The 20,032-nt window shown below is 71.6% G+C and carries 15 protein-coding genes; 6 read left to right on the top strand and 9 right to left on the bottom strand.

Features of this window, described 5'->3' with window-relative positions:
- The first annotated feature begins 80 nt into the window (after window positions 1-80).
- On the top strand, window positions 81-1,340 hold the full coding sequence (locus tag ABZW17_RS03755; protein ID WP_354809343.1) for a cytochrome P450: 1,260 nt from the start codon (window positions 81-83) through the stop codon (window positions 1,338-1,340).
- Window positions 1,341-1,409: 69 nt separating this feature from the next.
- On the opposite strand, the gene ABZW17_RS03750 is transcribed toward ABZW17_RS03755, so the two are convergent.
- Complete coding sequence (locus tag ABZW17_RS03750; RefSeq protein WP_354809341.1) at window positions 1,410-2,321, bottom strand: transketolase; 912 nt, start codon at window positions 2,319-2,321, stop codon at window positions 1,410-1,412.
- Window positions 2,318-3,013 (bottom strand): thiamine pyrophosphate-dependent enzyme, encoded by a 696-nt coding sequence (locus tag ABZW17_RS03745; protein WP_354809339.1) that lies wholly within the window; start codon window positions 3,011-3,013, stop codon window positions 2,318-2,320. The genes ABZW17_RS03750 and ABZW17_RS03745 overlap by 4 nt, the downstream gene beginning before the upstream one ends.
- Window positions 3,014-3,211: 198 nt before the next feature.
- On the opposite strand from ABZW17_RS03745, the gene ABZW17_RS03740 reads away from it, so the two are divergent.
- The 4 genes from ABZW17_RS03740 to ABZW17_RS03725 are packed head-to-tail and all read left to right on the top strand — an operon-like array spanning window position 3,212 to window position 7,958.
- Window positions 3,212-4,480 carry a cytochrome P450 gene (locus tag ABZW17_RS03740; RefSeq protein WP_354809337.1) on the top strand — a complete coding sequence of 423 codons (1,269 nt, stop codon included), beginning with the start codon at window positions 3,212-3,214 and terminating at the stop codon, window positions 4,478-4,480.
- Window positions 4,481-4,538: 58 nt separating this feature from the next.
- Window positions 4,539-5,276, top strand: coding sequence for an alpha/beta fold hydrolase (locus tag ABZW17_RS03735; RefSeq protein ID WP_354809888.1), 738 nt, complete (start codon window positions 4,539-4,541; stop codon window positions 5,274-5,276).
- Between the two features lie 22 nt (window positions 5,277-5,298).
- Entirely contained in the window at window positions 5,299-6,504 is a 1,206-nt protein-coding gene (locus ABZW17_RS03730; protein WP_354809335.1) for an acyltransferase, read from the top strand.
- Complete coding sequence (locus ABZW17_RS03725; RefSeq protein WP_354809333.1) at window positions 6,501-7,958, top strand: bifunctional 3-(3-hydroxy-phenyl)propionate/3-hydroxycinnamic acid hydroxylase; 1,458 nt, start codon at window positions 6,501-6,503, stop codon at window positions 7,956-7,958. The genes ABZW17_RS03730 and ABZW17_RS03725 overlap by 4 nt, the downstream gene beginning before the upstream one ends.
- Here the strand turns inward: ABZW17_RS03725 and ABZW17_RS03720 are convergent.
- The 5 genes from ABZW17_RS03720 to ABZW17_RS03700 all read right to left on the bottom strand — a co-directional run bounded on the left by ABZW17_RS03720 (window position 7,955) and on the right by ABZW17_RS03700 (window position 14,584).
- The gene (locus ABZW17_RS03720; protein WP_354809331.1) at window positions 7,955-8,989 is read right to left on the bottom strand and encodes a CoA transferase; all 1,035 of its coding nucleotides are present in this window, start codon (window positions 8,987-8,989) and stop codon (window positions 7,955-7,957) included. The genes ABZW17_RS03725 and ABZW17_RS03720 overlap by 4 nt on opposite strands.
- Window positions 8,986-9,381 carry a cobalamin B12-binding domain-containing protein gene (locus tag ABZW17_RS03715; RefSeq protein WP_354809329.1) on the bottom strand — a complete coding sequence of 132 codons (396 nt, stop codon included), beginning with the start codon at window positions 9,379-9,381 and terminating at the stop codon, window positions 8,986-8,988. The genes ABZW17_RS03720 and ABZW17_RS03715 overlap by 4 nt, the downstream gene beginning before the upstream one ends.
- Window positions 9,381-10,958, bottom strand: coding sequence for a methylmalonyl-CoA mutase family protein (locus ABZW17_RS03710; RefSeq protein ID WP_354809327.1), 1,578 nt, complete (start codon window positions 10,956-10,958; stop codon window positions 9,381-9,383). Before ABZW17_RS03710 ends, ABZW17_RS03715 begins: the two co-directional genes overlap by 1 nt.
- Before the next feature lie 72 nt (window positions 10,959-11,030).
- Window positions 11,031-12,815, bottom strand: coding sequence for an ABC transporter ATP-binding protein (locus tag ABZW17_RS03705; RefSeq protein WP_354809325.1), 1,785 nt, complete (start codon window positions 12,813-12,815; stop codon window positions 11,031-11,033).
- Window positions 12,815-14,584: an ABC transporter ATP-binding protein gene (locus ABZW17_RS03700; RefSeq protein ID WP_354809323.1), complete on the bottom strand. Its 1,770-nt coding sequence runs from the start codon at window positions 14,582-14,584 to the stop codon at window positions 12,815-12,817. Before ABZW17_RS03700 ends, ABZW17_RS03705 begins: the two co-directional genes overlap by 1 nt.
- A gap of 314 nt (window positions 14,585-14,898) precedes the next feature.
- Here ABZW17_RS03700 and ABZW17_RS03695 point away from each other — a divergent pair, with 314 nt between their 5' ends.
- The gene (locus ABZW17_RS03695) at window positions 14,899-16,797 is read left to right on the top strand and encodes a multicopper oxidase domain-containing protein (RefSeq protein ID WP_354809887.1); all 1,899 of its coding nucleotides are present in this window, start codon (window positions 14,899-14,901) and stop codon (window positions 16,795-16,797) included.
- Window positions 16,798-16,866: 69 nt separating this feature from the next.
- On the opposite strand, the gene ABZW17_RS03690 is transcribed toward ABZW17_RS03695, so the two are convergent.
- A complete protein-coding gene (locus ABZW17_RS03690) occupies window positions 16,867-18,441 on the bottom strand; it encodes an acyl-CoA carboxylase subunit beta (protein ID WP_354809321.1) in 1,575 nt (524 codons plus the stop codon).
- A 94-nt stretch (window positions 18,442-18,535) separates the two neighbouring features.
- On the bottom strand, window positions 18,536-19,801 hold the full coding sequence (locus tag ABZW17_RS03685) for a cytochrome P450 (protein ID WP_354809319.1): 1,266 nt from the start codon (window positions 19,799-19,801) through the stop codon (window positions 18,536-18,538).
- Window positions 19,802-20,032: the final 231 nt, after the last annotated feature.

Below are 20,032 nucleotides of genomic sequence, written 5' to 3'. Positions count from 1 at the left end.
CAGGCCAGTCGCGGGACCGCCGCCTGTTCCCGTCGATCGCCGTCCGGCCCGCGTGCTATCGGGAATGGAGTTCCGCCGCAGTGACGACCAAGGTGACCGAGTCCGGCAACGAATCGATGCGCTCGCCCCTTCCCGAGCAGTACGTCCGGCGCGAGGACCCCTTCTCCGTGCCCGCCGCCCTGGTGGCCGCGGCCGGGCAGGGCCCGATCGCCAAGGCGCAGCTGGCCGGCGGCGACCCGTTCTGGCTGGTGTCCGGCTTCGACGAGGCCCGCGCGGTGCTGTCCGACCCGCGGTTCTCCTCCGACCGGTTCAGCTACCACCCCCGGTTCAAGGAGCTGCCCGAAGAGGTCCGGGACCGGCTGCGCAACGACAAGGCGCGCGCCGGGTCCTTCATCAACATGGATCCCCCCGAGCACACCCGGTACCGCAAGCTGCTCACCGGGCAGTTCACCGTCCGCCGGATCCGCGAGCTCGGCGCCCGGATCGAGGAGATCGTCGCCGGGCAGCTGGACGCGATGCTGGCCAAGGGCACCACCGCGGACCTGATGGCCGACTTCGCCTTCCCCGTCCCCTCGCTGATGATCTGCGAGCTGCTCGGCGTGCCCTACACCGACCGCGGGGAGTTCCAGGAACGCGCCAAGATGCTGCTGCGGATGGACCTGCCGGTCAAGGAGGGGATGGAGAACTTCGAGGCCCTGCGCGCCTTCATCCAGCGGCTGATCGACGAGAAGCGCGCCAACCCCGCCGACGACCTGCTCTCCGGCCTGATCCACCACGCCGGGGCCGACCCCGCGCTCACCGACGACGAGCTCGTCAACATCGCCAACCTGCTGCTCCTGGCCGGCTACGACACCACGGCGAGCATGCTGGGCCTGGGCACCTTCGTGCTGCTGCAGCGCCCGGACCAGCTCGCCGCGCTGCGCGACGACCCGTCCCGCGTCGAGGACGCCGTCGAAGAGATGCTGCGCTACCTGTCGGTGATCAACCCCGGGCTCTTCCGGTTCGCCACGGAGGACCTGGAGTTCTTCGGCGAGCAGATCCCGGCCGGCTCCACCGTGGTCGTCTCGGTGCTGGCCACCAACCGGAACGCGCAGCACTGGGCCGACCCGCAGGAGCTGGACGTGACCCGGGCCCGCGGCCCGCACCTGGCCTTCGGCCACGGCGTGCACCAGTGCCTCGGCCAGCAGCTGGCCCGGATGGAACTGCAGATCGGCTACCCCGAGCTGCTGCGCCGGCTGCCCGGCCTCCGGCTCGCCGTGGCGCCGGAGGAGGTCACCCTGCGCAACGACATGCTGACCTTCGGCGTGCACACCCTGCCGGTCGTCTGGGACGCGCCCTGACCTTATTAATACGGCACGCCGAAAGGGCCGGTCCGGACGAGCGTCCGGACCGGCCCTTTCGGCGTGTGGTCAGCTGACGAAGTCGCCGATCGACGCCTTCAGGCTCTCGGCGTCCACGCCCAGCAGCCGGTCGTGCTCCTCGGCCGTGCCGTAGACGCGGGCCTCGCGGTCGCGCCAGGTGCCGAACGAGCGCAGCCGGTGCGGGACGTCGGCGAGGGCCTCGCCCACCTCGAACGCCGAGGTGCCGCGCAGGTACGGCTCGACCAGCACCACGTCCGGACGGGCCGCGGCCACCGCGTCGCGCAGGCCGGCGTGGTCGAACGGGCGGATCGTCGACGCGTACAGCACCGTCACGTCCAGCGTCTCCGTCGCCGCGAGCACCTGGTCCAGCACCGGGCCGACCGCCAGCACGACGCCCCGGCTGCCCCGGCGCAGCACGGCGAAGCCGTCGGACACCGGCACGGCCTCGCTGTTGGCGCGCTCGGACAGCCGGACGTAGACCCGCCCGTCGCCGGCGATCGCCCGGCGCAGCAGCGGGGCGACCTCGTCCTCGTGGCCCGGCACGTGCACGGTCCAGCCCGGCAGCGTGTCGAGCAGCGCCACGTCGCCGGGCGCCTGGTGGGTGCGGCCCCACGACGGGTCGTCGTAGGAGGCACCGACGCTGACCAGCACCGCGCCGACGTCCTGGTGGCCGAGGCCGATCTTGATCTGCTCGAACGGCCGCTCGATCAGGAACGGCCCGTAGGTGTGCACCATCGGGCGCATCCCGGCCAGCGCGAACCCGCCGGCGATGTCGATCATCGCCTGCTCCCGGATGCCGAGGTTGACCACCCGGTCCGGGTGCTCCTTCTTGGCTTCCCAGAAGAACCACGACGAGATGTCCGCGGTCAGCACGACCAGCCGGGGGTCCGCGTCGAGCGACTCGACGACGGTCTCGGCCCAGACGGTCCGCATCTGCTTCCTGGTCAGCTGGGCGGTCATGCCGCGCTCCCTTCCGCGAACGGGAGGATCTCCGCGACGACGACCTGCGGCCGCCCGTCGGGCTCCCGGGTGAGTGCCTCGTACAGGGCGTCGTGGTCACGGCCGTTCACCGTGCTCGCCCGCCAGTCCTCGCCGGCGAAGCGGGCGGCGATCCCGCCCGGCCAGCCGAGGCTCGCCGTCTTGTTGTCGATGACGACGGCGGTCAGGCGGTCCAGCCCGAGCCGGCCGGCGATCGCCATCGTCTCGTGGTTGCTGCCTTCGTCGAACTCGCCGTCGCCCATCAGCACGAACACCCGGGCGTCGTGGTGGCCCTGCGCGCGCAGCGCCAGAGCGGTGCCGACGCCGAGCGGGAGCCCGTGGCCGAGGGACCCGGCGCTGATCTCCACGCCGGGCGCCAGGTTGCGGTCCGGGTGCATGCCCAGGGGCGAGCCGAACGTCCGCCAGGTGTCCAGGGTTTCCGGTTCGATGAAGCCCTTCGCGGCGAGCATCGTGTAGTAGGCCATCGGCCCGTGGCCCTTGGACAGGTAGAACCGGTCCCGGCCGGGGTCGTCGATGTTCTCCGGCGACACGTTCAGCACGCGGTCGTAGAGCACCCAGAGGACGTCCAGCGTGGATGTCGCGGCCGCCAGGTGCTTGTCGTCCCCGGTCAACCTGGCGAACAGGCCTTTTATCGTCTCTTCTGTCGTCAGCATTCGCGCTTCCTCGGTCGCAGCGGGCACGAGTCTTCCGCAGGCTAGGTCGTGCCCGGGGGCCCGGACATCCCCCGACCTGATAGCGCCGGACCGGCACTGTCCACAAAGGACGCGTCGAGCACTGTCAGGTTGGGGGATGTTCGACCGGCCGCCGCTTTCCTACGCTCCGAACGTCCGTCACCAGGAAAGGGGAGGTCCATGACCGCCACTGCCGGGCCGAAGGCCGAACCGGTCGACCTGCTGTCGCCGGAGGTCGTCGCCGACCCGTTCGGCTGGTACGCGCGGTTGCGCGAAGAACCCTTGGCCGGGCACGGGACGCTGAACCTCGGCACCATGATGGGCGGGCCGGACATGTGGCTGGCCACCCGCTACGACGACGTGCTGCAGGTGCTCACCGATCCGCGGTTCCTGACGAACCCGCCGCCGGACTCGCCGATGGCCGACATCCGCGACGGCATCTTCAAGCGGATGAACTTCCCCGAGGACCTGATCCCGTGGATGGCCAACAAGCTCAACTCCGCCGACGGCGAGGAGCACACGCGGCTGCGCAAGCTGGTCTCGTACTTGCTGACCGCGCGCCGCGTCAACGCGCTGCGGTCCCGCGTCGAGAAGATCACCGAGGACCTGATCGACCGGATGGTCGCCCAGAGCGCCGACGGGTCGCCGGTCGACCTGGTCGAGGAGTTCTGCTTCCCGCTGCCGGTCACGGTGATCTGCGAGCTCGTCGGGATCGACGAAGAGGACCGCGCCGCCTGGCACGCCTGGGGCAACGCGATGGCGACCATGGACGCGCCGAACATCCCGCCCGCGCTGCGCAAGTGCATCGCCCTCTCGCGGGAGCTGATGGCCCGCCGGCGCGTCGAACCGAAGGACGACCTGGTCACCGCGCTCGTGCAGGCGCAGGCCGAAGACCCCTCGCGGGTCTCCGACGACGAGATCGTCGGCATCCTGTTCAGCCTCGTCACCGCCGGGCACCAGACGACGACGTACCTGATCGGCAACTCCGTGCTCTTCCTGCTCGAACACCCCGAGCAGCTCGCGCGGCTGAAGGCCGACCCGTCGCTGTGGGCGCAGGCCGTGCGGGAGCTGCAGCGGCTCGGGCCGCTCCAGTTCACGCAGGTGCGGTTCCCGTCGGAGGACGTCGAACTGGGCGGCGTCACGATCCCGCGGGGCGCGCCGGTCGCGCCGCTGCTGCTGGCGGCCAACACCGACCCGCGCAAGTTCGCGGAGCCGGACAAGCTGATCGTCGACCGGCTGACCGTCGCGAACGAGATGCACCTGTCCTTCGGCAAGGGCATCCACCGCTGCCTGGGCCAGCACCTGGCCTACCAGGAGGCGGAGGTGGCGCTGCACGCGCTGTTCACCCGCTTCCCGAACCTGTCGCTGGCCGTGCCGCGGGACGAGCTCCCGTGGATCCTGCGGCCCGCGTTCACCCGCACCAAGACCCTCCCCCTGAACCTCGCCTGAGCGCGGGGGAACCGCGAAAGGCAGTCCGCTCGTGCTCCGACCCGACGCCGAGAAGTGGTTGCGCCGTTTCGAGCGGGCCCCGGACGCCCGGGTCCGCCTGGTGTGCCTGCCGCACGCCGGCGGCTCGGCCAGCTTCTTCTTCCCGCTGGCCAAGGCGCTCGCGCCCGCGGTGGAGGTGCTGGCGGTGCAGTACCCGGGGCGCCAGGACCGGCGCCACGAGCCGCCCGTCGACAGCATCGGCGGGCTGGCGGAGAAGATCCTGGCCGTGCTGCGCCCGTTCGACGACCGGCCGCTGGCCCTGTTCGGGCACAGCATGGGCGCGATCATCGGCTACGAGCTCGCGTTGCGGCTGCCCGAAGCCGGGCTGCCCGCGCCGGTGCACCTCTTCGCGTCCGGCCGCCGGGCGCCGTCGCGCTACCGCGACGACGACGTGCGCGGCGCGTCGGACGAGCGGCTCGTGGCGGAGCTGCGGAAGCTGGGCGGTTCGGACGCGGCCATGCTGGCCGACCCGGAGCTGCTGGCGATGATCCTGCCCGCGATCCGCAGCGACTACCGGGCGGTCGACAGGTACCGGCACGAACCCGGACGGCGGCTGACCTGCCCGGTCACGGCGTTCACCGGCGACCACGATCCGCGCGTCTCCGTCGACGAGGCCCGCGCCTGGGCCGAGCACACGACCGGGCCGGCCGACCTGCACGTCCTGCCGGGCGGCCACTTCTTCCTGGTCGAGCAGGCCGGCCCGATGATCGCGACGATGACCGAAAAACTGGCCGGCGCGGCACTGAGCCGGCCGTGACCGCGACGCACTGGAGGAACTCGTGACGCGAGCTGGTGTCCGGCGGGCGTTGGCGCCCAGCGAACGGATCCACGCCGTCAAGGAGGCGTACATCGGTTACACGGTGCGCGCGACCGGCCGGCTGGATCCCGACGCGCTGACCACCGCGTTCGAAGCGGTGTACCGCGCCTACCCGCACCTCGCGGCCAAGGTCGAGATCACCGGCGACGGCGTCGTGCTCACCGAGTCCGAGGCGCGGCCGGAGATCCGGTTCGCCGAGGGCGACCCGAGCCGGCCCCTGGCCGGGCTGGACCTCGACCAGAGCCGGGCGCTGAGCGCGCTCAACGTCGTCCGCGACGGCGACGAGGCCAGCGTCTGCCTCGCGCTCCAGCACAGCGTCGGGGATGCGCACCACGCCACGGCGATCCTCGCGACGCTCTGGTCGTGCTACACCGACGTCGTCGAAGGCGTCCCCCTCGACCTGCCCCGGCAGCCGTACCCCCGGTCGCTGGAGGACCTGCTGGCCGAGCGCGGTATCCACGCCGACGGTCCCCCGGCCGCCGGGCCGCCGCCTGCGGTGTCCCCGGCGGACCCGGTCGTCCGCCACGTCGTCCAGCACCGGCTGACCGAGGCCGAAACGGCGGCGCTGGCCGACCTCGGCCACCGCGAGAAGGTGACGATCAACGGCCTGGTCTCGGGCGCGATCCTGCTCGCCGAGGCCGAACTGCGGGACATGCCGCTGACCGACCTGGTGTACCGGTACTCGGTGAACCTGCGCAGCCGCCTGACGCCCCCGGTCGGCGCCACCGAAGGCACCAACGTGCTCGGCGGGGTCGGGTTCAAGGTGTCCCCCGGGATGGCGCCCGACGCCGTCGTGATCGGCCGGGCGATCGGCGACGAGCTGCGCGCCGGGCTGGCCGACGGCTCGGTGCAGCGCAGCATCCTCGACATGTTCTCGCGGCCGGCCGCCGCGAAGCCGTGGGACCCGAAGCTCGCCCTCGCCGTGGTCAGCATCATGAACTGGGGCGTGGCGCCGCCGATGCGCACCCCGGCCGGCCTGCGGCTGACCAACCTGCACTCCGCGTCCCGGATGCGCGAGACCCTCGCTCTCGGCGGCTACGTGCTGAGCACCTTCGGCGGCCGGGTCGGGATCGACCTGGTGTGGCCCGAAGGCGACCCGTCGCTGCCGGACCGCGTCGCCGCCGTGCGCGAGCGGGTGAACCACGTGCTCCGGAACGAGCTCCCGTGACCGACACGGACGTCGTCATCGTCGGCAACGGCCCGATCGGCGCGACGCTGGCGGTGCTGCTGGCGCAGCGCGGGCGCCGGGTCACGGTGCTCGAACGCCGTCCCCGGCCGTACAAGCTGCCCCGGGCGACCAGCTTCGACGGCGAGACCGCGCGGCTGCTGGCCGCCACCGGCATCGGCGGCGACCTCGCCGCGATCACCGCGCCGGCCAACGGCTACCAGTGGCAGACCGCCGACGGCGAGACGCTGCTGGACATCGCCTTCTCGACATCCGGCCGCTACGGCTGGCCGGACGCGAACACCATGCACCAGCCGGCGCTGGAGGAGTTGCTCGCGGCCCGGGCGCAGGCGCTCTCCGGGCTGACCGTCCTGCGCGGGCACGAGGTGGTGGCCATCGCCGACGGCGACTCGGGCGTCGAGGTCACCGCCGTCGACGAGGACGAGGTGCGGCGGACGATTTCGGCCCGGTGGGTGGTGGGCTGCGACGGCGCGAACAGCTTCGTCCGCGAGCACCTCGACGTGCCGGTGACCGACCTGGGCTTTTCGTACGAGTGGCTGCTCTGCGACGTCCGGCTGAACGAGCCGCGCGAGTTCGTGCCGACGAACGTCCAGATCTGCGACCCGGCCCGCCCGACGACGCTGGTCGGCAGCGGGCCCGGCCGCCGTCGCTGGGAGTTCATGCGGCTGCCGGGGGAAAGCCCGGCGGAGCTGAACAAGGACGAGACGGCGTGGCGGCTGATGGCGCCGTTCGGCGTCACCCCGGAAACGGCGACGCTGCTGCGCAGCACGACGTACATCTTCCAGGCCCGCTGGGCCGACCGCTGGCGGGTGGGGCACGTCCTGCTCGCCGGCGACGCGGCCCACCTGATGCCGCCGTTCGCCGGCCAGGGCATGTGTTCCGGCGTCCGCGACGTGACGAACCTGGCGTGGAAGCTGGACCTGGTGCTCGGCGGCGTGGCCGACGAGTCCCTTTTGGACAGTTACGGCGAGGAACGCCGGGAAGCGGCGAAGGAAGCGATCCTCGCGTCGGTCCAGCTGGGCCGGGTGATCTGCGTGACGGACCCGGCGGCGGCCGCCTCGCGGAACGAGACGGTGCTGGCCAACCGGCGCGGGAAGCCGGCAGGCCGTCCGGAGCCGGCCTCGCCGCTCACCGGCGGGCTGCTGCACGAAAGTCCGGGGGCGGGCGTGGTGGTGCCGCACGGGCCCGGTGTCGATCCGGGGTTCGTGCTGCTCACGACCGAGGACGTCGACTCGCCGTTCCTGGCTTCGCTCGGTACCCGCGTGGTGCGGCCGGACGAGGAGGTCCTCCGGCCGTTCTTGGCACGGTACGGGGCGACTTCGGCGCTCGTCCGGCCGGACTTCCACGTCTTCGGCACCGCGAACGGCCGGCAGGGGCTCGAGGACCTGGTGGCCGAGCTCCAGAACCGGCTGCGGGCCGCGGTTCCCGCTCGTTAGGCGTACTCGCCCAGCCGCGGCGGCGGCCGGTGCTCCGGCTCGTACCCGGCCACCCGCACCGGGCTGCCGACCAGCCGGAAATCCCCCGCCTTCACGATCGCCCCCGGCGTCGCGGCCAGGGCCTCCGGCAACGTCCGCACGGCCGACGCCGGTACCCCGAGCGGGCGCAGCCGGGCCTCCCAAGCCTTCGCCGTGTCCGTCGCGAGCACCTTCGACACCACAGCCAGCACCTCGTCCCGCCGGGCCACGCGCTCGGCCATCGTCTCGAAGCCGGCGATGCCCGCCTCCGCCGCGAACGACTTCCAGAACCCGTCGTGCGTGACGAACAGCGCCAGGTGGCCCTCGGCCGTGGCGAAGAGCTGGGCGGGCACGTAGAACGAGTGGGCGCCGGACGGCAGGCGGCGTGGCTCGGTGCCCTCGTTGAGGTACGCCGAGGCGCGGTAGTTGAGCTGGGACAGCATCACGTCCCGCAGCGTCACCTCGACCTGGCCACCGCGGCCCGACACGATCTGGGCCAGCAGGCCGAGCGCGGCGGCCAGGCCGGCGGAGTTGTCCGCCGCCGAATAGCCCGGCAGGGTCGGCGGCCCGGCCGGGTCGCCGGTCAGCGCGGCCACCCCGGTCGCCGCCTGGACGACGTAGTCGAAGGCGGGCTCGTCGCCCGCGTCCAGGCCGTAGCCGGTGACCGCGACGCAGACGATCCGCTCGTTCCAGCGCCGCAGCGAGTCGTAGGTGAGGCCGAGGCGGTGGATCACCGACGGCTTCAGGTTGACCAGCAGCGCGTGCGACTCGGCGACCAGTTCGCCGAGGCGCCGGCGGCCGTCCGCGGTGGTGAGGTCGAGGCAGAGGCTGCGCTTGTTCCGGTTGATGCTGGCGAAGTAGGCGTCGCTCACCTGCCGCGAGAGGTCCCCGGTCGGCGGCTCGATCTTGATGACCTCGGCGCCCAGGTCGGCCAGCAGCATCGTGGCGTACGGGCCCGCGAGGATGTGCCCGGCCTCGAGCACGCGGATGCCCGCGAGCGGCCCGGCCGTCACCGCGGGTTCGCCGTCAGCTTGCCGACCTCGGCCACCAGCACGTCCAGCGCCGTGCCGGTCGGGAAGACCGCGGCCGCGCCCGCCGCCTCCAGTTTCGGGACGTCCGACGGCGGGATCGTGCCGCCGACGATGACCGCGATGTCCCCGGCGCCGGCGGCCCGCAGCGCGTCGACCGTGCGGGTGGTCAGCGACAGGTGCGCGCCGGAGAGGATGCTCAGGCCCACCACGGAGACGTCCTCCTGCAGCGCCATCGTCACGATCTCCTCGATCCGCTTGCGGATCCCGGTGAAGATCACCTCGAACCCGGCGTCCCGGAGCGTGCGGGCGACGATCTTCGCGCCGCGGTCGTGGCCGTCGAGGCCCGGCTTGGCGATCAGCACCCGGGCCGGCATCAGAACACCACCGGCTGCCGGAACTCGCCCCAGACCTTCTTGAGCTCGGCGACGATCTCGCCGACCGTGCAGTAGGCGTTGGCGCAGTCGATCAGCGGTCCCATCAGGTTCCCGTCGCCTTCCGCGGTCTTCGCCAGCGCGGTGAGGGTCGCGCGCACGGCCGTGCCGTCGCGTTCCGCCTTCACCCGCGCCAGGCGCTTGAGCTGCAGTTCCCGGCCTTCGGCGTCGAGTTCGTACATCGCGATCTCGGGCGGTTCCTCGGCCGAGGTGAACCGGTTGACCCCGACCACCGGGCGCTCGCCCGCCTCGACGTCCCGGTGCAGCCGGTAGGCCTCGTCGGCGATCAGGCCCTGGAGGTAGCCGTCCTCGATGGCCTGGACCATGCCGCCGTGCGCGTCGAGGTCCGCCATGATCTCGATGACGCGTTCCTCGGTGGCGTCGGTGAGCGCCTCGACGAAGTAGGAGCCGCCGAGCGGGTCCACGACCCGGGCGACGCCGGTCTCGTGCGCGAGGATCTGCTGCGTCCGCAGGGCGAGCGTCGCCGACTCCTCGCTGGGCAGCGCGAACGGCTCGTCCCAGGCGGCGGTGAACATCGACTGGACGCCGCCGAGCACGGACGCCATCGCTTCGTAGGCCACGCGGACCGCGTTGTTGCGCGCCTGCGGCGCATACAGGGAGGCGCCCCCGGCGACGCAGCCGAAGCGGAACATCGCGGCCTTGTCCGTCTTGGCGCCGTAGCGCTCGCGGACGATCGTCGCCCAGCGCCGCCGTCCGGCGCGGTACTTGGCGATCTCCTCGAAGAAGTCGCCGTGGGTGTAGAAGAAGAAGGAGATCTGCGGGGCGAACTCGTCGATCGTCATCCGGCCGCGGGCCAGCACGGTGTCGCAGTAGGTGACGCCGTCGGCGAGGGTGAAGGCCATCTCCTGGACGGCGGTCGCCCCGGCGTCCCGGAAGTGCGCGCCGGCGACGGAAATGGCGTTGAACTTCGGCACCTCGGCCGCGCAGAACTCGATGGTGTCGGCGATCAGCCGCAGCGACGGCTCCGGCGGCCAGATCCAGGTCCCGCGGGAGGCGTACTCCTTGAGGATGTCGTTCTGGATGGTCCCGGTGAGCTTCTCCCGCGACACCCCGGCCCGTTCGGCGGCGGCGACGTAGAAGGCCAGCAGGATGGCGGCGGTGCCGTTGATGGTGAAGCTGGTGCTGATCCGGTCCAGCGGAATCCCGGCGAACAGGATTTCGGCGTCGGCGAGCGTGTCGACGGCGACCCCGACCCGGCCGACCTCCTCGCCGACTTCCGGGTCGTCGGAGTCGTACCCGCACTGGGTGGGCAGGTCGAGCGCGACGGACAGGCCGGTACCGCCCTGGTCCAGCAGGTAGCGGTACCGGCGGTTCGACTCCTCGGCCGTGCCGAAGCCGGAGTACTGCCGGAAGGTCCACAGCTTCTTGCGGTAGCCGGTGGCGAAGTTCCCGCGCGTGAACGGGAACGCACCGGGATCGGGCGGATCGGCCTGCCGGTCCGCCGGCCCGTAGACCGCCCGCACGGGAATACCGGACGGGGTGCGCATGCTGTCACTCATCGCTCACCACGCTAGGAGAGCCGGACGGCGAGCCCCATACCAATGGTTGGTAGTTCCGGCTGGTCGGGGCCGTCAGACGTCGGACGCGGCCGGGGTTGCCGAGAACTGGGCCGCGTGCAACCGCGCGTACGCGCCGCCCGCTTCGATCAGCTCGCGGTGGCTGCCCTGCTCGACGATGCTGCCCGACTCCATCACCAGGATCACGTCCGCGTCGCGGATCGTCGACAGGCGGTGGGCGATCACGAAGCTCGTGCGGCCCTCGCGCAGGGCCGCCAGGCCCTGCTGGACCAGCATCTCCGTCCGGGTGTCCACCGCGCTGGTCGCCTCGTCGAGGACCAGGATCGCCGGCTCGACCAGGAACGCGCGGGCGATCGTGATCAGCTGGCGCTCGCCCGCCGACAGGCCGTCGGCTTCGGAGTCCAGGACCGTGTCGTAGCCCTCGGGCAGCGTGCGGATCAGGTGGTCCGCGTGCACCGCGGTCGCCGCCGCCACGACTTCCTCGCGGGTTGCGTCCGGCCTTCCGTACGCGATGTTGTCCGCGATCGTGCCGCCGTAGAGCCAGGTGTCCTGGAGGACCATGCCGATCCGGCGGCGGAGGTCGTCGCGGGTCATGTCCGTGATGTCCACGCCGTCGACCGCGATCGTGCCCGCGTCCGTGTCGTAGAACCGCAGCAGCAGGTTGACCAGCGTCGTCTTGCCCGCTCCGGTCGGGCCGACGATCGCCACCGTCTGTCCTGGTTGGACGGTCAACGACAGGTCGTCGATCAGCGGGCGGTCCGGGACGTACCGGAACGAGACGTCGGTGAACACGACCCGGCCGGTGATGGTGGCCGGGCGCTGGGGGTGCTCGGGGTCCGGCCGCTGGGGGTCGGCGTCGTGCAGCTCGAAGACCCGCTCGGCCGAGGCCAGCGCGGACTGGATCGGGCCGATCAGCGACGCGATCAGCGAGATCGGCTGGTTGAACCGCAGCACGTACTGGATGAACGCCTGGAGCGAGCCGATCGTCAGCGCCCCGCCCGCGACGCGCACGCCGCCGACCACCGCGATCAGCACGAAGCCGACGTTGCCGAGGAACATCAGCGCCGGGGCGACCAACCCGGAGCGGAACTGCGCCCCGGCGGCGGCCGTGCGCACCTCGTCGTTGTACGCGGCGAACTTCTCCCGGGCCTGGCCCCAGCGCCCGAACGCGGTGACCAGGTCGTGCCCGGTGTAGACGTCCTCGAGGTGGCCGCCGAGCGTGCCGGTGGCCTTCCACTGCTGCGCGAACTGCGGCTTCGCCCGGCGGGCCAGCGCCTTCGCGGCCCAGACCGTCACCGGCAGCACGACCAGCGCGACCACGGTCAGCAGCAGCGAGATGCGCAGCATCATCACCAGCGACCCGAGGAACAGGAACACCGACGTCAGCAGCAGGCTGGCCGTCTGCTGCACGGACTGCGAGACGTTGTCGATGTCGTTCGTGGTCCGGGACAGCAGGTCGCCGCGGGACTGGGTGTCGAAGTAGGACAGCGGCAGCCGCGACAGCGTCACGTTGGTGCGTTCACGCAGCCGGTACGCCATCCGCTGCACCACGGTGGCGGTCAGCCGGCCCTGGGCCACGGTGCTCGTGCCGGACAGCACGGCCAGCACCGCCGCCCACAGCAGGTACCGGTTGACCGCGCCGAAGTCGACACCGCCGCCGCGGATGCCGTCCACGATCGCGTCGGTGGCGTCGCCCAGCAGCGTCGGGATGGTGACCAGGGTGGCGTTGCTGACGATGGCCAGCAGGGCCATGACGGTGATCCGCGCCCAGTCCGGGCGCATGGTGCCCAGCAGCCGCAGGGCGGTGCCGCGGCCGGCCGCCGGCTTTGCGGTGGTCATCAGGCCGCCTCCCCGACGGTCAGCTGCGAGTCGACGATCTGCGCGTAGGTGGCGCTGGTGGCCAGCAGTTCGTCGTGGGTTCCGGTGGCCTCGACCCGGCCGGCTTCGAGCACCACGATCGTCTCCGCGGCACGGATGCTCGACACGCGCTGGGCGACGATCACCTGGGTGGCGTCCCCGATTTCGCGGGCCAGCGCGCCGCGCACGGCCGCCTCCGTCGCCGTGTCCAGTGCGGAAAACGCGTCGTCGAACAGGTAGATCCGCGGCCGGGCCAGCAGCACCCGGGCGATCGCCAGCCGCTGCCGCTGCCCGCCGGACACCGTGCTGCCGCCCTGCCCGATCTCCGTGTCGAGCCCGTCGGGCATGGCGCGGACGAACTCGGCGGCCTGCGCGACCTCGAGCGCGTGCCACAGCTGCGCCTCGTCGGCGGCCGGGTTGCCGAAGCGCAGGTTGTCCGCGACCGTCCCGGCGAACAGGTACGCGCGCTGCGGCACCAGCCCGACCAGTTCGGACAGGTCGCGCCGGGCCACCTCGCGGACGTCGGCGCCGTCGATGCGCACCGCTCCTTCGTCCACTTCGAGCAGCCGCGCCAGCACGTTGATCAGGGTCGTCTTGCCGCTGCCGGTCGAGCCGATGATCGCGGTGGTCCGGCCGGGCCGGGCGGCCAGGCTCACCCCGCGCAGGACGGGCACCTCGGCGCCCGGGTAGCCGAAGGTGACGTCGTCGAGCTCCAGGTCGCCGCGCCACTTCTCGACCGTGACGGGCTTGGCGGGCTCGGCGATGCTCGGCTCGGTGGCCAGCACCTCGGTGATCCGGCCGGCGCTCACCTTCGCCCGCGGCGCCATCATGAACACGCTCAGCCCCTGCGTCACCGCGCCCAGGGTCAGCGTCAGGTAGGTCAGGAACGCGATCAGCGTGCCCAGCTGGAGCGAGCCGTCGACGACCCGGTGCCCACCGATGGCCAGCACCGCGACCGCGGCCACGTTGGAGATGAACAGCGAAGTCGCACCGAAGAACGCCTGCACGCGGCCGAGCCGGACGCCCACGCCCATCAGGTCGGTGTTCGCCTCGGCGAAGCGGTGGCGCTCGTTCTCGTCCCGGACGAACGCCCGGATCACCCGGATGCCGGTGATCTGCTCGCGCATCACGCGGTTGACCGCGTCCACGAACCGCTGCAGCAGCCGGGACGCCGGCACCATCTGCCGGATCAGCAGCCCGATCGTCACCGCACCGACCGGCACCGCCACCAGCAGGACCAGCGAGGACGGCGCGTCCTGCCGCACGGCCAGCACGACGCCGCCGATCCCGACGAACGGGGCGGTCAGCAGCATCGCCAACGTCGTGTAGAGGATCAGCTGCACCTGCTGGACGTCGTTGGTGCTGCGGGTCAGCAGCGACGACGGACCGAACCGGGCCATTTCCCGGGCGGAAAAGCCCGACACGCGGTCGAACAACGCGGCCCGCAGGTCCGCCCCGAGTCCCATCGCGACGCGCGCACCCAGGTACACCGCGCCGCCCGCGCAGGCGATCTGCGCCAGCGTCGCGGCCAGCATGATCCCGCCGTGCCCGAGGATGTAACCGGTGTTGCCGGTCAGCACGCCGTAGTCCACGACGTCGGCGTTGAGCGTCGGCAGATACAGCAACGCCGCGGCCTGCGCGATCTGCAGCAGGACGATGATCGTCAACGGGCGGCGGTAGCGGCCCAGCCGCGGTTTCAGGAGGGCCAGCAGGGAAGACGGCGGCGGCGCCGGTTCGGCGGGTGCGGTCATGGCGCCACCCTAGCCAGGTTCACGGCGGCGGTTCCTGCCCCCGCCGGCAACGCAGTCAGCAAGGCCGGGAACAGAGCCGTCGGCACGGAAAAGCCCTCCAGTCAGCGTGCGATGCCACGCACCGCCAGGATTTCGGACGCCGTCGCGCGGGGCCACTACCAACGTTGGTAGTTCCGCAGCGGCGACCCCTATTACCCTGGCAAACCGGGCATCCGGTGGCTGATGATGCCCGCGTGAACGATGCTTATCCGTTGGATGATGTGGACGGTGAGCCCGACGAGTCCGTCGGCCGCCGCACGTTCCTCACCTCCGCCATGCTCGGCTCGGCGGGTCTGGTGGTGGGCGTGAACATGTTCGGCCCGAGCCTGTTCGGCTCGGGCGCACCCGAAGCGGCGGCGGCCCCACCGGCCCAGCCGCTCGGGCCTGGGGCCCCGAATTTCGGCTTGACCAAGTTCCTCGACCCGCTGCGGATCCCGCCGGTGCTGCGGCCGCAGCAGGACCTGATGACCGTCCGGATGACGAACGCGCGGGTGAAACTGCACTCCCAGCTGCCCGAAACGGCACTGTGGACCTTCGAAGGGTCGTTCCCCGGCCCGACCATCGAGGTGCGCAGCGGGAAACGCGTGCGCATCGCGTGGAGCAACGAACTCACCGGCAAAATTCCCCTGGTGGCGGCCCGGGTTCCGTTCGCGAAACCGTCGCCCGCGTACACACCCGGCTACCGCAACCCGGACGGCAGCCTGCCTTCCGGTGTTTCGCTCTACGACGGCGTCGCCGACATCCCGCCGTGGAACGTGGTCCACCTGCACGGCGCGGTGACGGCCGCGCACAACGACGGCTGGGCGCACAACGGCGTCCCGGCCGGGGACGCGCAGCTGACCGAGTACCCGAACCGCCAGGCGGCGACGTCGCTCTGGTACCACGACCACGCGATGGCCGTCACGCGGTTCACCGTCTACTCCGGCCTGGCGGGCATGTACCTGATCCGCGACGCCGAAGAGGACGGGGCCGGGCTGCCGCGCGGCGAGCGGGAGATCCCGCTGATCATCAGCGACCGCAACCTCGACACCGACCCGGCCACCGGCGCGCTCACCGGCCAGCTGCTGTACAAGCTGCCGTACGTGCCGGCGTCCGGCACGACGGCCCCGGTCACCGGCCCCTTCCAGCTGGTGAACGGCGTCATCTGGCCGCACCTCGACGTGGCCGGGGACCTGTACCGCTTCCGGGTGCTCAACGCGGCGAACTCGCGGTTCTTCCGCCTCGACCTGATCGACGAGGCGGGCGTCCTGCACAACGACGCGATCCGCATCGCGGGCACCGACGCGGGTCTGCTGCCCGCGCCGGTCGCGATGCCGGCGGGCGGCCTGACCATCAGCCCGGCCGAGCGCGTCGACCTGCTGATCGACTTCAGCAGGTTCCCGGGCCAGCGCCTGCGGCTGTCCAACACCGGCAGCGTCGGTGAACCGGACATCATGGAGTTCCGGGTGGCGTCCCGGGCGCGGGCGGTCGTGGTGCCCCCGCGGCTGTCGAAGTCGTACGTGCGGCTCGTGCCGGGCACCACGGTCCCGGCGGACCACGACGAGATCTACGTGGCCCTGCTGCCGGGGACCGTGGCCGGCGAGCCGGACCCGACGATGTGGGAACTGCGGGAGATCACCGACCCGGCCGAGCTGCCGGCGGTGTTCCCGGCGACCGGGGTCATCCAGCTCACCGATCCGGCCACGGGCAACGTCCGGACGTTCAAGAAGGTCGCCGGCCTGTTCGACGACACGCGGACGATCTTCATCAACCGCGGCCGGTGGGCGGTGTGGCACTTCCTGCAGCTGGGCGGGTCGCCGCACCCGATGCACATCCACATGACACGGCTGCAGCTGCTGTCGCGGACGACGTGGACCGACCTGACGGCGTTCAACGTCCCGGTGGGCGGCACCTCACGGCCGCTGCCGGCGCCGAACGCCGGGCCGGCGATCGAGAAGTGGGAAGAGGGCTGGAAGGACACCTTCCAGGCGCGGCAGGGCGAATGGATCACCGTGGCCGGGCAGTTCGACGGCGCCAGCGGCGAGTTCATGTACCACTGCCACATCCTCGAGCACGAGGACATGGGCATGATGCGCCCGTTCGTCGTCCACCCGCCGGAGATCGCCCGGTTCCACATGCACCCGCACGTCGACGTCCACAGTGGACAGACGATGACAGGGCACAGCGGGCACTGACAGCCTGACCCTCGTGAGTGGTAAGGCGGGTTAGAACCCGCCTTACCACTCACGAGGCCCGGCCGCGGGTCAGAGGGGGATGTTGCCGTGCTTGCGCGGCAGCCGCAGCTCCCGCTTGCCCCGGAGGCTCTTCAGCGCGGTGGCCACGTACTCGCGGGTCTGCGAGGGCTCGATGACGGCGTCGACGTACCCGTGTTCGGCCGCCAGGTACGGCGTCAGCAGGGTTTCCTCGTACTCCTTGGCCAGCTTGGCGCGCAGCGCTTCGACGTCGGCGGCCTGGCGGGCCGCCTCGGCGATCGTCTTGCGGTACAGCACGTCGGTGGCGTTGCTCGCGCCCATGACCGCGATCTGCGCGGTCGGCCAGGCGAAGTTGAGGTCGGCCCCGAGGTGCTTGGACCCCATGACGTCGTACGCCCCGCCGTAGGCCTTGCGGATCACCACGGTGACCAGCGGGATCGACGCCTCGGCGTAGGCGTAGATCAGCTTGGCACCCCGCCGGATGATGCCGTTCCACTCCTGCTCGGTGCCGGGCAGGAAGCCGGGGACGTCGACGAAGGTGACCACCGGGACGTTGAACGCGTCGCAGGTGCGCACGAACCGGGCGGCCTTTTCGGACGCGTTGATGTCGAGGCAGCCGGCCAGCTGCAGCGGCTGGTTGGCCACGATCCCGACGCTCTGCCCTTCGATCCGGGCGAAGCCGACGATGACGTTCGGCGCGTACAGCTCCTGCACCTCGTCCAGCTCGCCCTCGTCGACCACCGCACGCAGGACTTCCCGCATGTCGTAGGGCTGCGTCGCCAGGTTCGGGACCAGCGCGTCGAGGTCGGCCGCGCTCACGGAGACACCGCCGGGCGCGAAGGTGGGCGGGTCGGCGAGGTTGTTGGAGGGCAGGTACGACAGCAGCTGCTGCACGTACCCGATCGCGTCCTCGTCGCTGGACCCGAGGTAGTGCGCGTTGCCCGAGCGCGTGTTGTTGGTCAGGCCGCCGCTCAGCTCCTCCATGCCCACCTGTTCGCCGGTCGCGCCGCGGATGACGTCCGGGCCGGTGAGGAACATGTGCGAGTTGCCGTCGACCATCACGACGAAGTCGGTCAGCGCGGGCGAGTAGCAGGCGCCGCCGGCGCACGACCCGAGGATGAGCGAAATCTGCGGCACGATGCCCGACGTGCGGACGTTGCGGCGGAAGATCTCGCCGTAGATCGCCTGCGCGACCACGCCCTCCTGCAGCCGGCCGCCGGCGCCGTCGTTGATGCCGACGATCGGCCGCCCGGTCTTGACCGCCAGGTCCATCACCTTGACGATCTTGCTGCCGTGCGCCTCGCCCAGCGAACCGCCGAACACGCTGGCGTCCTGGCTGTACACGCAGACCGGGCGCCCGTCGACCTCGCCGTACCCGGTGACGACGCCGTCGCCCAGCGGCCGGTTGTGCTCCAGGCCGAAGTTGGTCGACCGGTGCCGGACGAACGCGTCGAGCTCCACGAACGAACCGGGGTCGAGCAGCAGGTCGATGCGTTCCCGCGCGGTCAGCCGGCCGCGGGGGTGCTGGCGTTCGGCCGCCCGGACGGAACCGTGCGCCACGACTTCTTCGGTACGGCGGCGCAGTTCCTTGAGCCGGTCGGCGGTGGTGGCCGGCGCGGATTCCATGGTGCCTCCTCACAACGTGGCCCCGGACGACGCCGGGGGCGAGTGCCCCGGGGCACTCGCCCCCGGCGAGCTTTCACGGCTCGAGGCCGCGGCTTCAGGACGACGGCTTGCCCAGCTGCACCGGCAGGTCCTTGGTCCGGGTGAACCCGGGCCGCAGGATCCACGGGACCTCGTCGCGCGGCACCGCCAGCGACAGGTCCGGGAACCGGGTGAACAGGCCGCGCAGCGCCACCTCCGCCTCGAGGTAGGCGACGTGCTGGCCCAGGCACCGGTGGATGCCCTTGCCGAACCCGAGGTGGCTCTCGCTGCCGACGCCCAGCCGGTCGACGATCAGCTTCTCCGGCTCGGGGAACTTCCGCGGGTCGCTGTTGGCGCCCATGATCATCGGCACGACGGGCATCCCGCGCGGGATGAGCACGCCGCCCAGCTCGATGTCCTCGGTGCCGAACCGCGGCTGCCCGAACTGGATCGGACCGAGGCGCTGCAGCTCGCGGACGGCCTGCGCCCACATCGACGGGTCCGCCTTGAGCCGCGCGAGCTGGTCCTGGTGCTCCAGCAGGGCGAGGACGGAGTTGCCGATCAGGTACGTCGTCGTCTGGTGCCCGGCGGTGACCAGGCTGAACAGGATGCCGACCAGCTCGTCGTCGGTGACGATCTCCGGGTTCTTCGTCTGCGCCTGGACGAGCGCGGTGACCAGGTCGTCCTTCGGCTCGGCCCGGCGGCGCGCGATGAGCGACCGGGCACCGTCGAGGGCCGCGCGCACCGCGCCCGGCAGCCGCTCGCCGTCGAGCGTCGCCATCGCGTCGCTCCAGGTCTTCCAGATCGGCCGGTCCTCGACGTCGACGCCGACCAGCTCGCAGATCACCTGGATCGGCAGCGGGTAGCAGTACGCCTGGACGAGGTCGATCGGCGAACCGTCCTTGGTCGCCTCGACCAGGTCGTCGAGCAGCTTCGCGGCGATTTCCTCGACGCGGGGCCGGAACTTGCTCACCCGGTGGTTGGTGAGCGCGTAGGACACCAGCTTGCGCAGCCGCGAGTGGTCGTCACCGTCGGAGGCGTTGATCAGGTTCTTCAGCCAGGGGATCAGTTCCTCCGGCATCTCCAGGTGCTGGAACACGCCGTTGCGGATGTCCTCGATGTCCGCGTCCTCGGGCGGGTTGGTGAGGAACCGCGGATCGGTGAGGACGCTCTTCACGTGCTCGTAGCGGGCGGCCAGGAACATCGGCGGGCCACCCATGAACCCGCCGATCTGCAGGGTCGGCGCCTCCCGCACCTTGGCGTGCGCGCCCCACGGGTCGGCGATCACGTCGGGGGCGAACAGATCCACCTTTTCGGCCGAAGTCTCGGCGGTGCTGGTCATGAACCTCTCCTCGAGTCGGAATGCGGGCGATTCGCCGGCCCGGGGCCGGAACGCGCCGAGGCCCGTTTTCGAACATAGGGAGACGGCCCCCGGCGAACATCCCCCAACCTGATAGGCCAGGCGACGGCGTGCCCTGGCGGTCGTGAGTGAGAAACAGTGTTAGAACATCTTCCCGGCGGTGGACCCGCTGGCGTCGACGTCGACGATCCTCGACCCGGCCATCGTCGGTGA

It is taken from the genome of Amycolatopsis sp. NPDC004625, from assembly GCF_040609695.1.
In the GTDB taxonomy this organism is placed as follows: Bacteria; Actinomycetota; Actinomycetes; order Mycobacteriales; family Pseudonocardiaceae; genus Amycolatopsis.
This window is presented reverse-complemented; position numbering and strand designations above follow the sequence as displayed.

What these genes read in the sequence shown, in the direction of transcription:
- ABZW17_RS03750 (WP_354809341.1), bottom strand. Translation starts at nt 2,321, where the DNA reads ATGACCGCCCAGCTGACCAGGAAGCAGATGCGGACCGTCTGGGCCGAG.
- ABZW17_RS03745 (WP_354809339.1), bottom strand. Translation starts at nt 3,013, where the DNA reads ATGCTGACGACAGAAGAGACGATAAAAGGCCTGTTCGCCAGGTTGACC.
- ABZW17_RS03740 (WP_354809337.1), top strand. Translation starts at nt 3,212, where the DNA reads ATGACCGCCACTGCCGGGCCGAAGGCCGAACCGGTCGACCTGCTGTCG.
- ABZW17_RS03715 (WP_354809329.1), bottom strand. Translation starts at nt 9,381, where the DNA reads ATGCCGGCCCGGGTGCTGATCGCCAAGCCGGGCCTCGACGGCCACGAC.
- ABZW17_RS03710 (WP_354809327.1), bottom strand. Translation starts at nt 10,958, where the DNA reads ATGAGTGACAGCATGCGCACCCCGTCCGGTATTCCCGTGCGGGCGGTC.
- ABZW17_RS03705 (WP_354809325.1), bottom strand. Translation starts at nt 12,815, where the DNA reads ATGACCACCGCAAAGCCGGCGGCCGGCCGCGGCACCGCCCTGCGGCTG.
- ABZW17_RS03700 (WP_354809323.1), bottom strand. Translation starts at nt 14,584, where the DNA reads ATGACCGCACCCGCCGAACCGGCGCCGCCGCCGTCTTCCCTGCTGGCC.
- ABZW17_RS03695 (WP_354809887.1), top strand. Translation starts at nt 14,899, where the DNA reads ATGCTCGGCTCGGCGGGTCTGGTGGTGGGCGTGAACATGTTCGGCCCG.
- ABZW17_RS03690 (WP_354809321.1), bottom strand. Translation starts at nt 18,441, where the DNA reads ATGGAATCCGCGCCGGCCACCACCGCCGACCGGCTCAAGGAACTGCGC.
- ABZW17_RS03685 (WP_354809319.1), bottom strand. Translation starts at nt 19,801, where the DNA reads ATGACCAGCACCGCCGAGACTTCGGCCGAAAAGGTGGATCTGTTCGCC.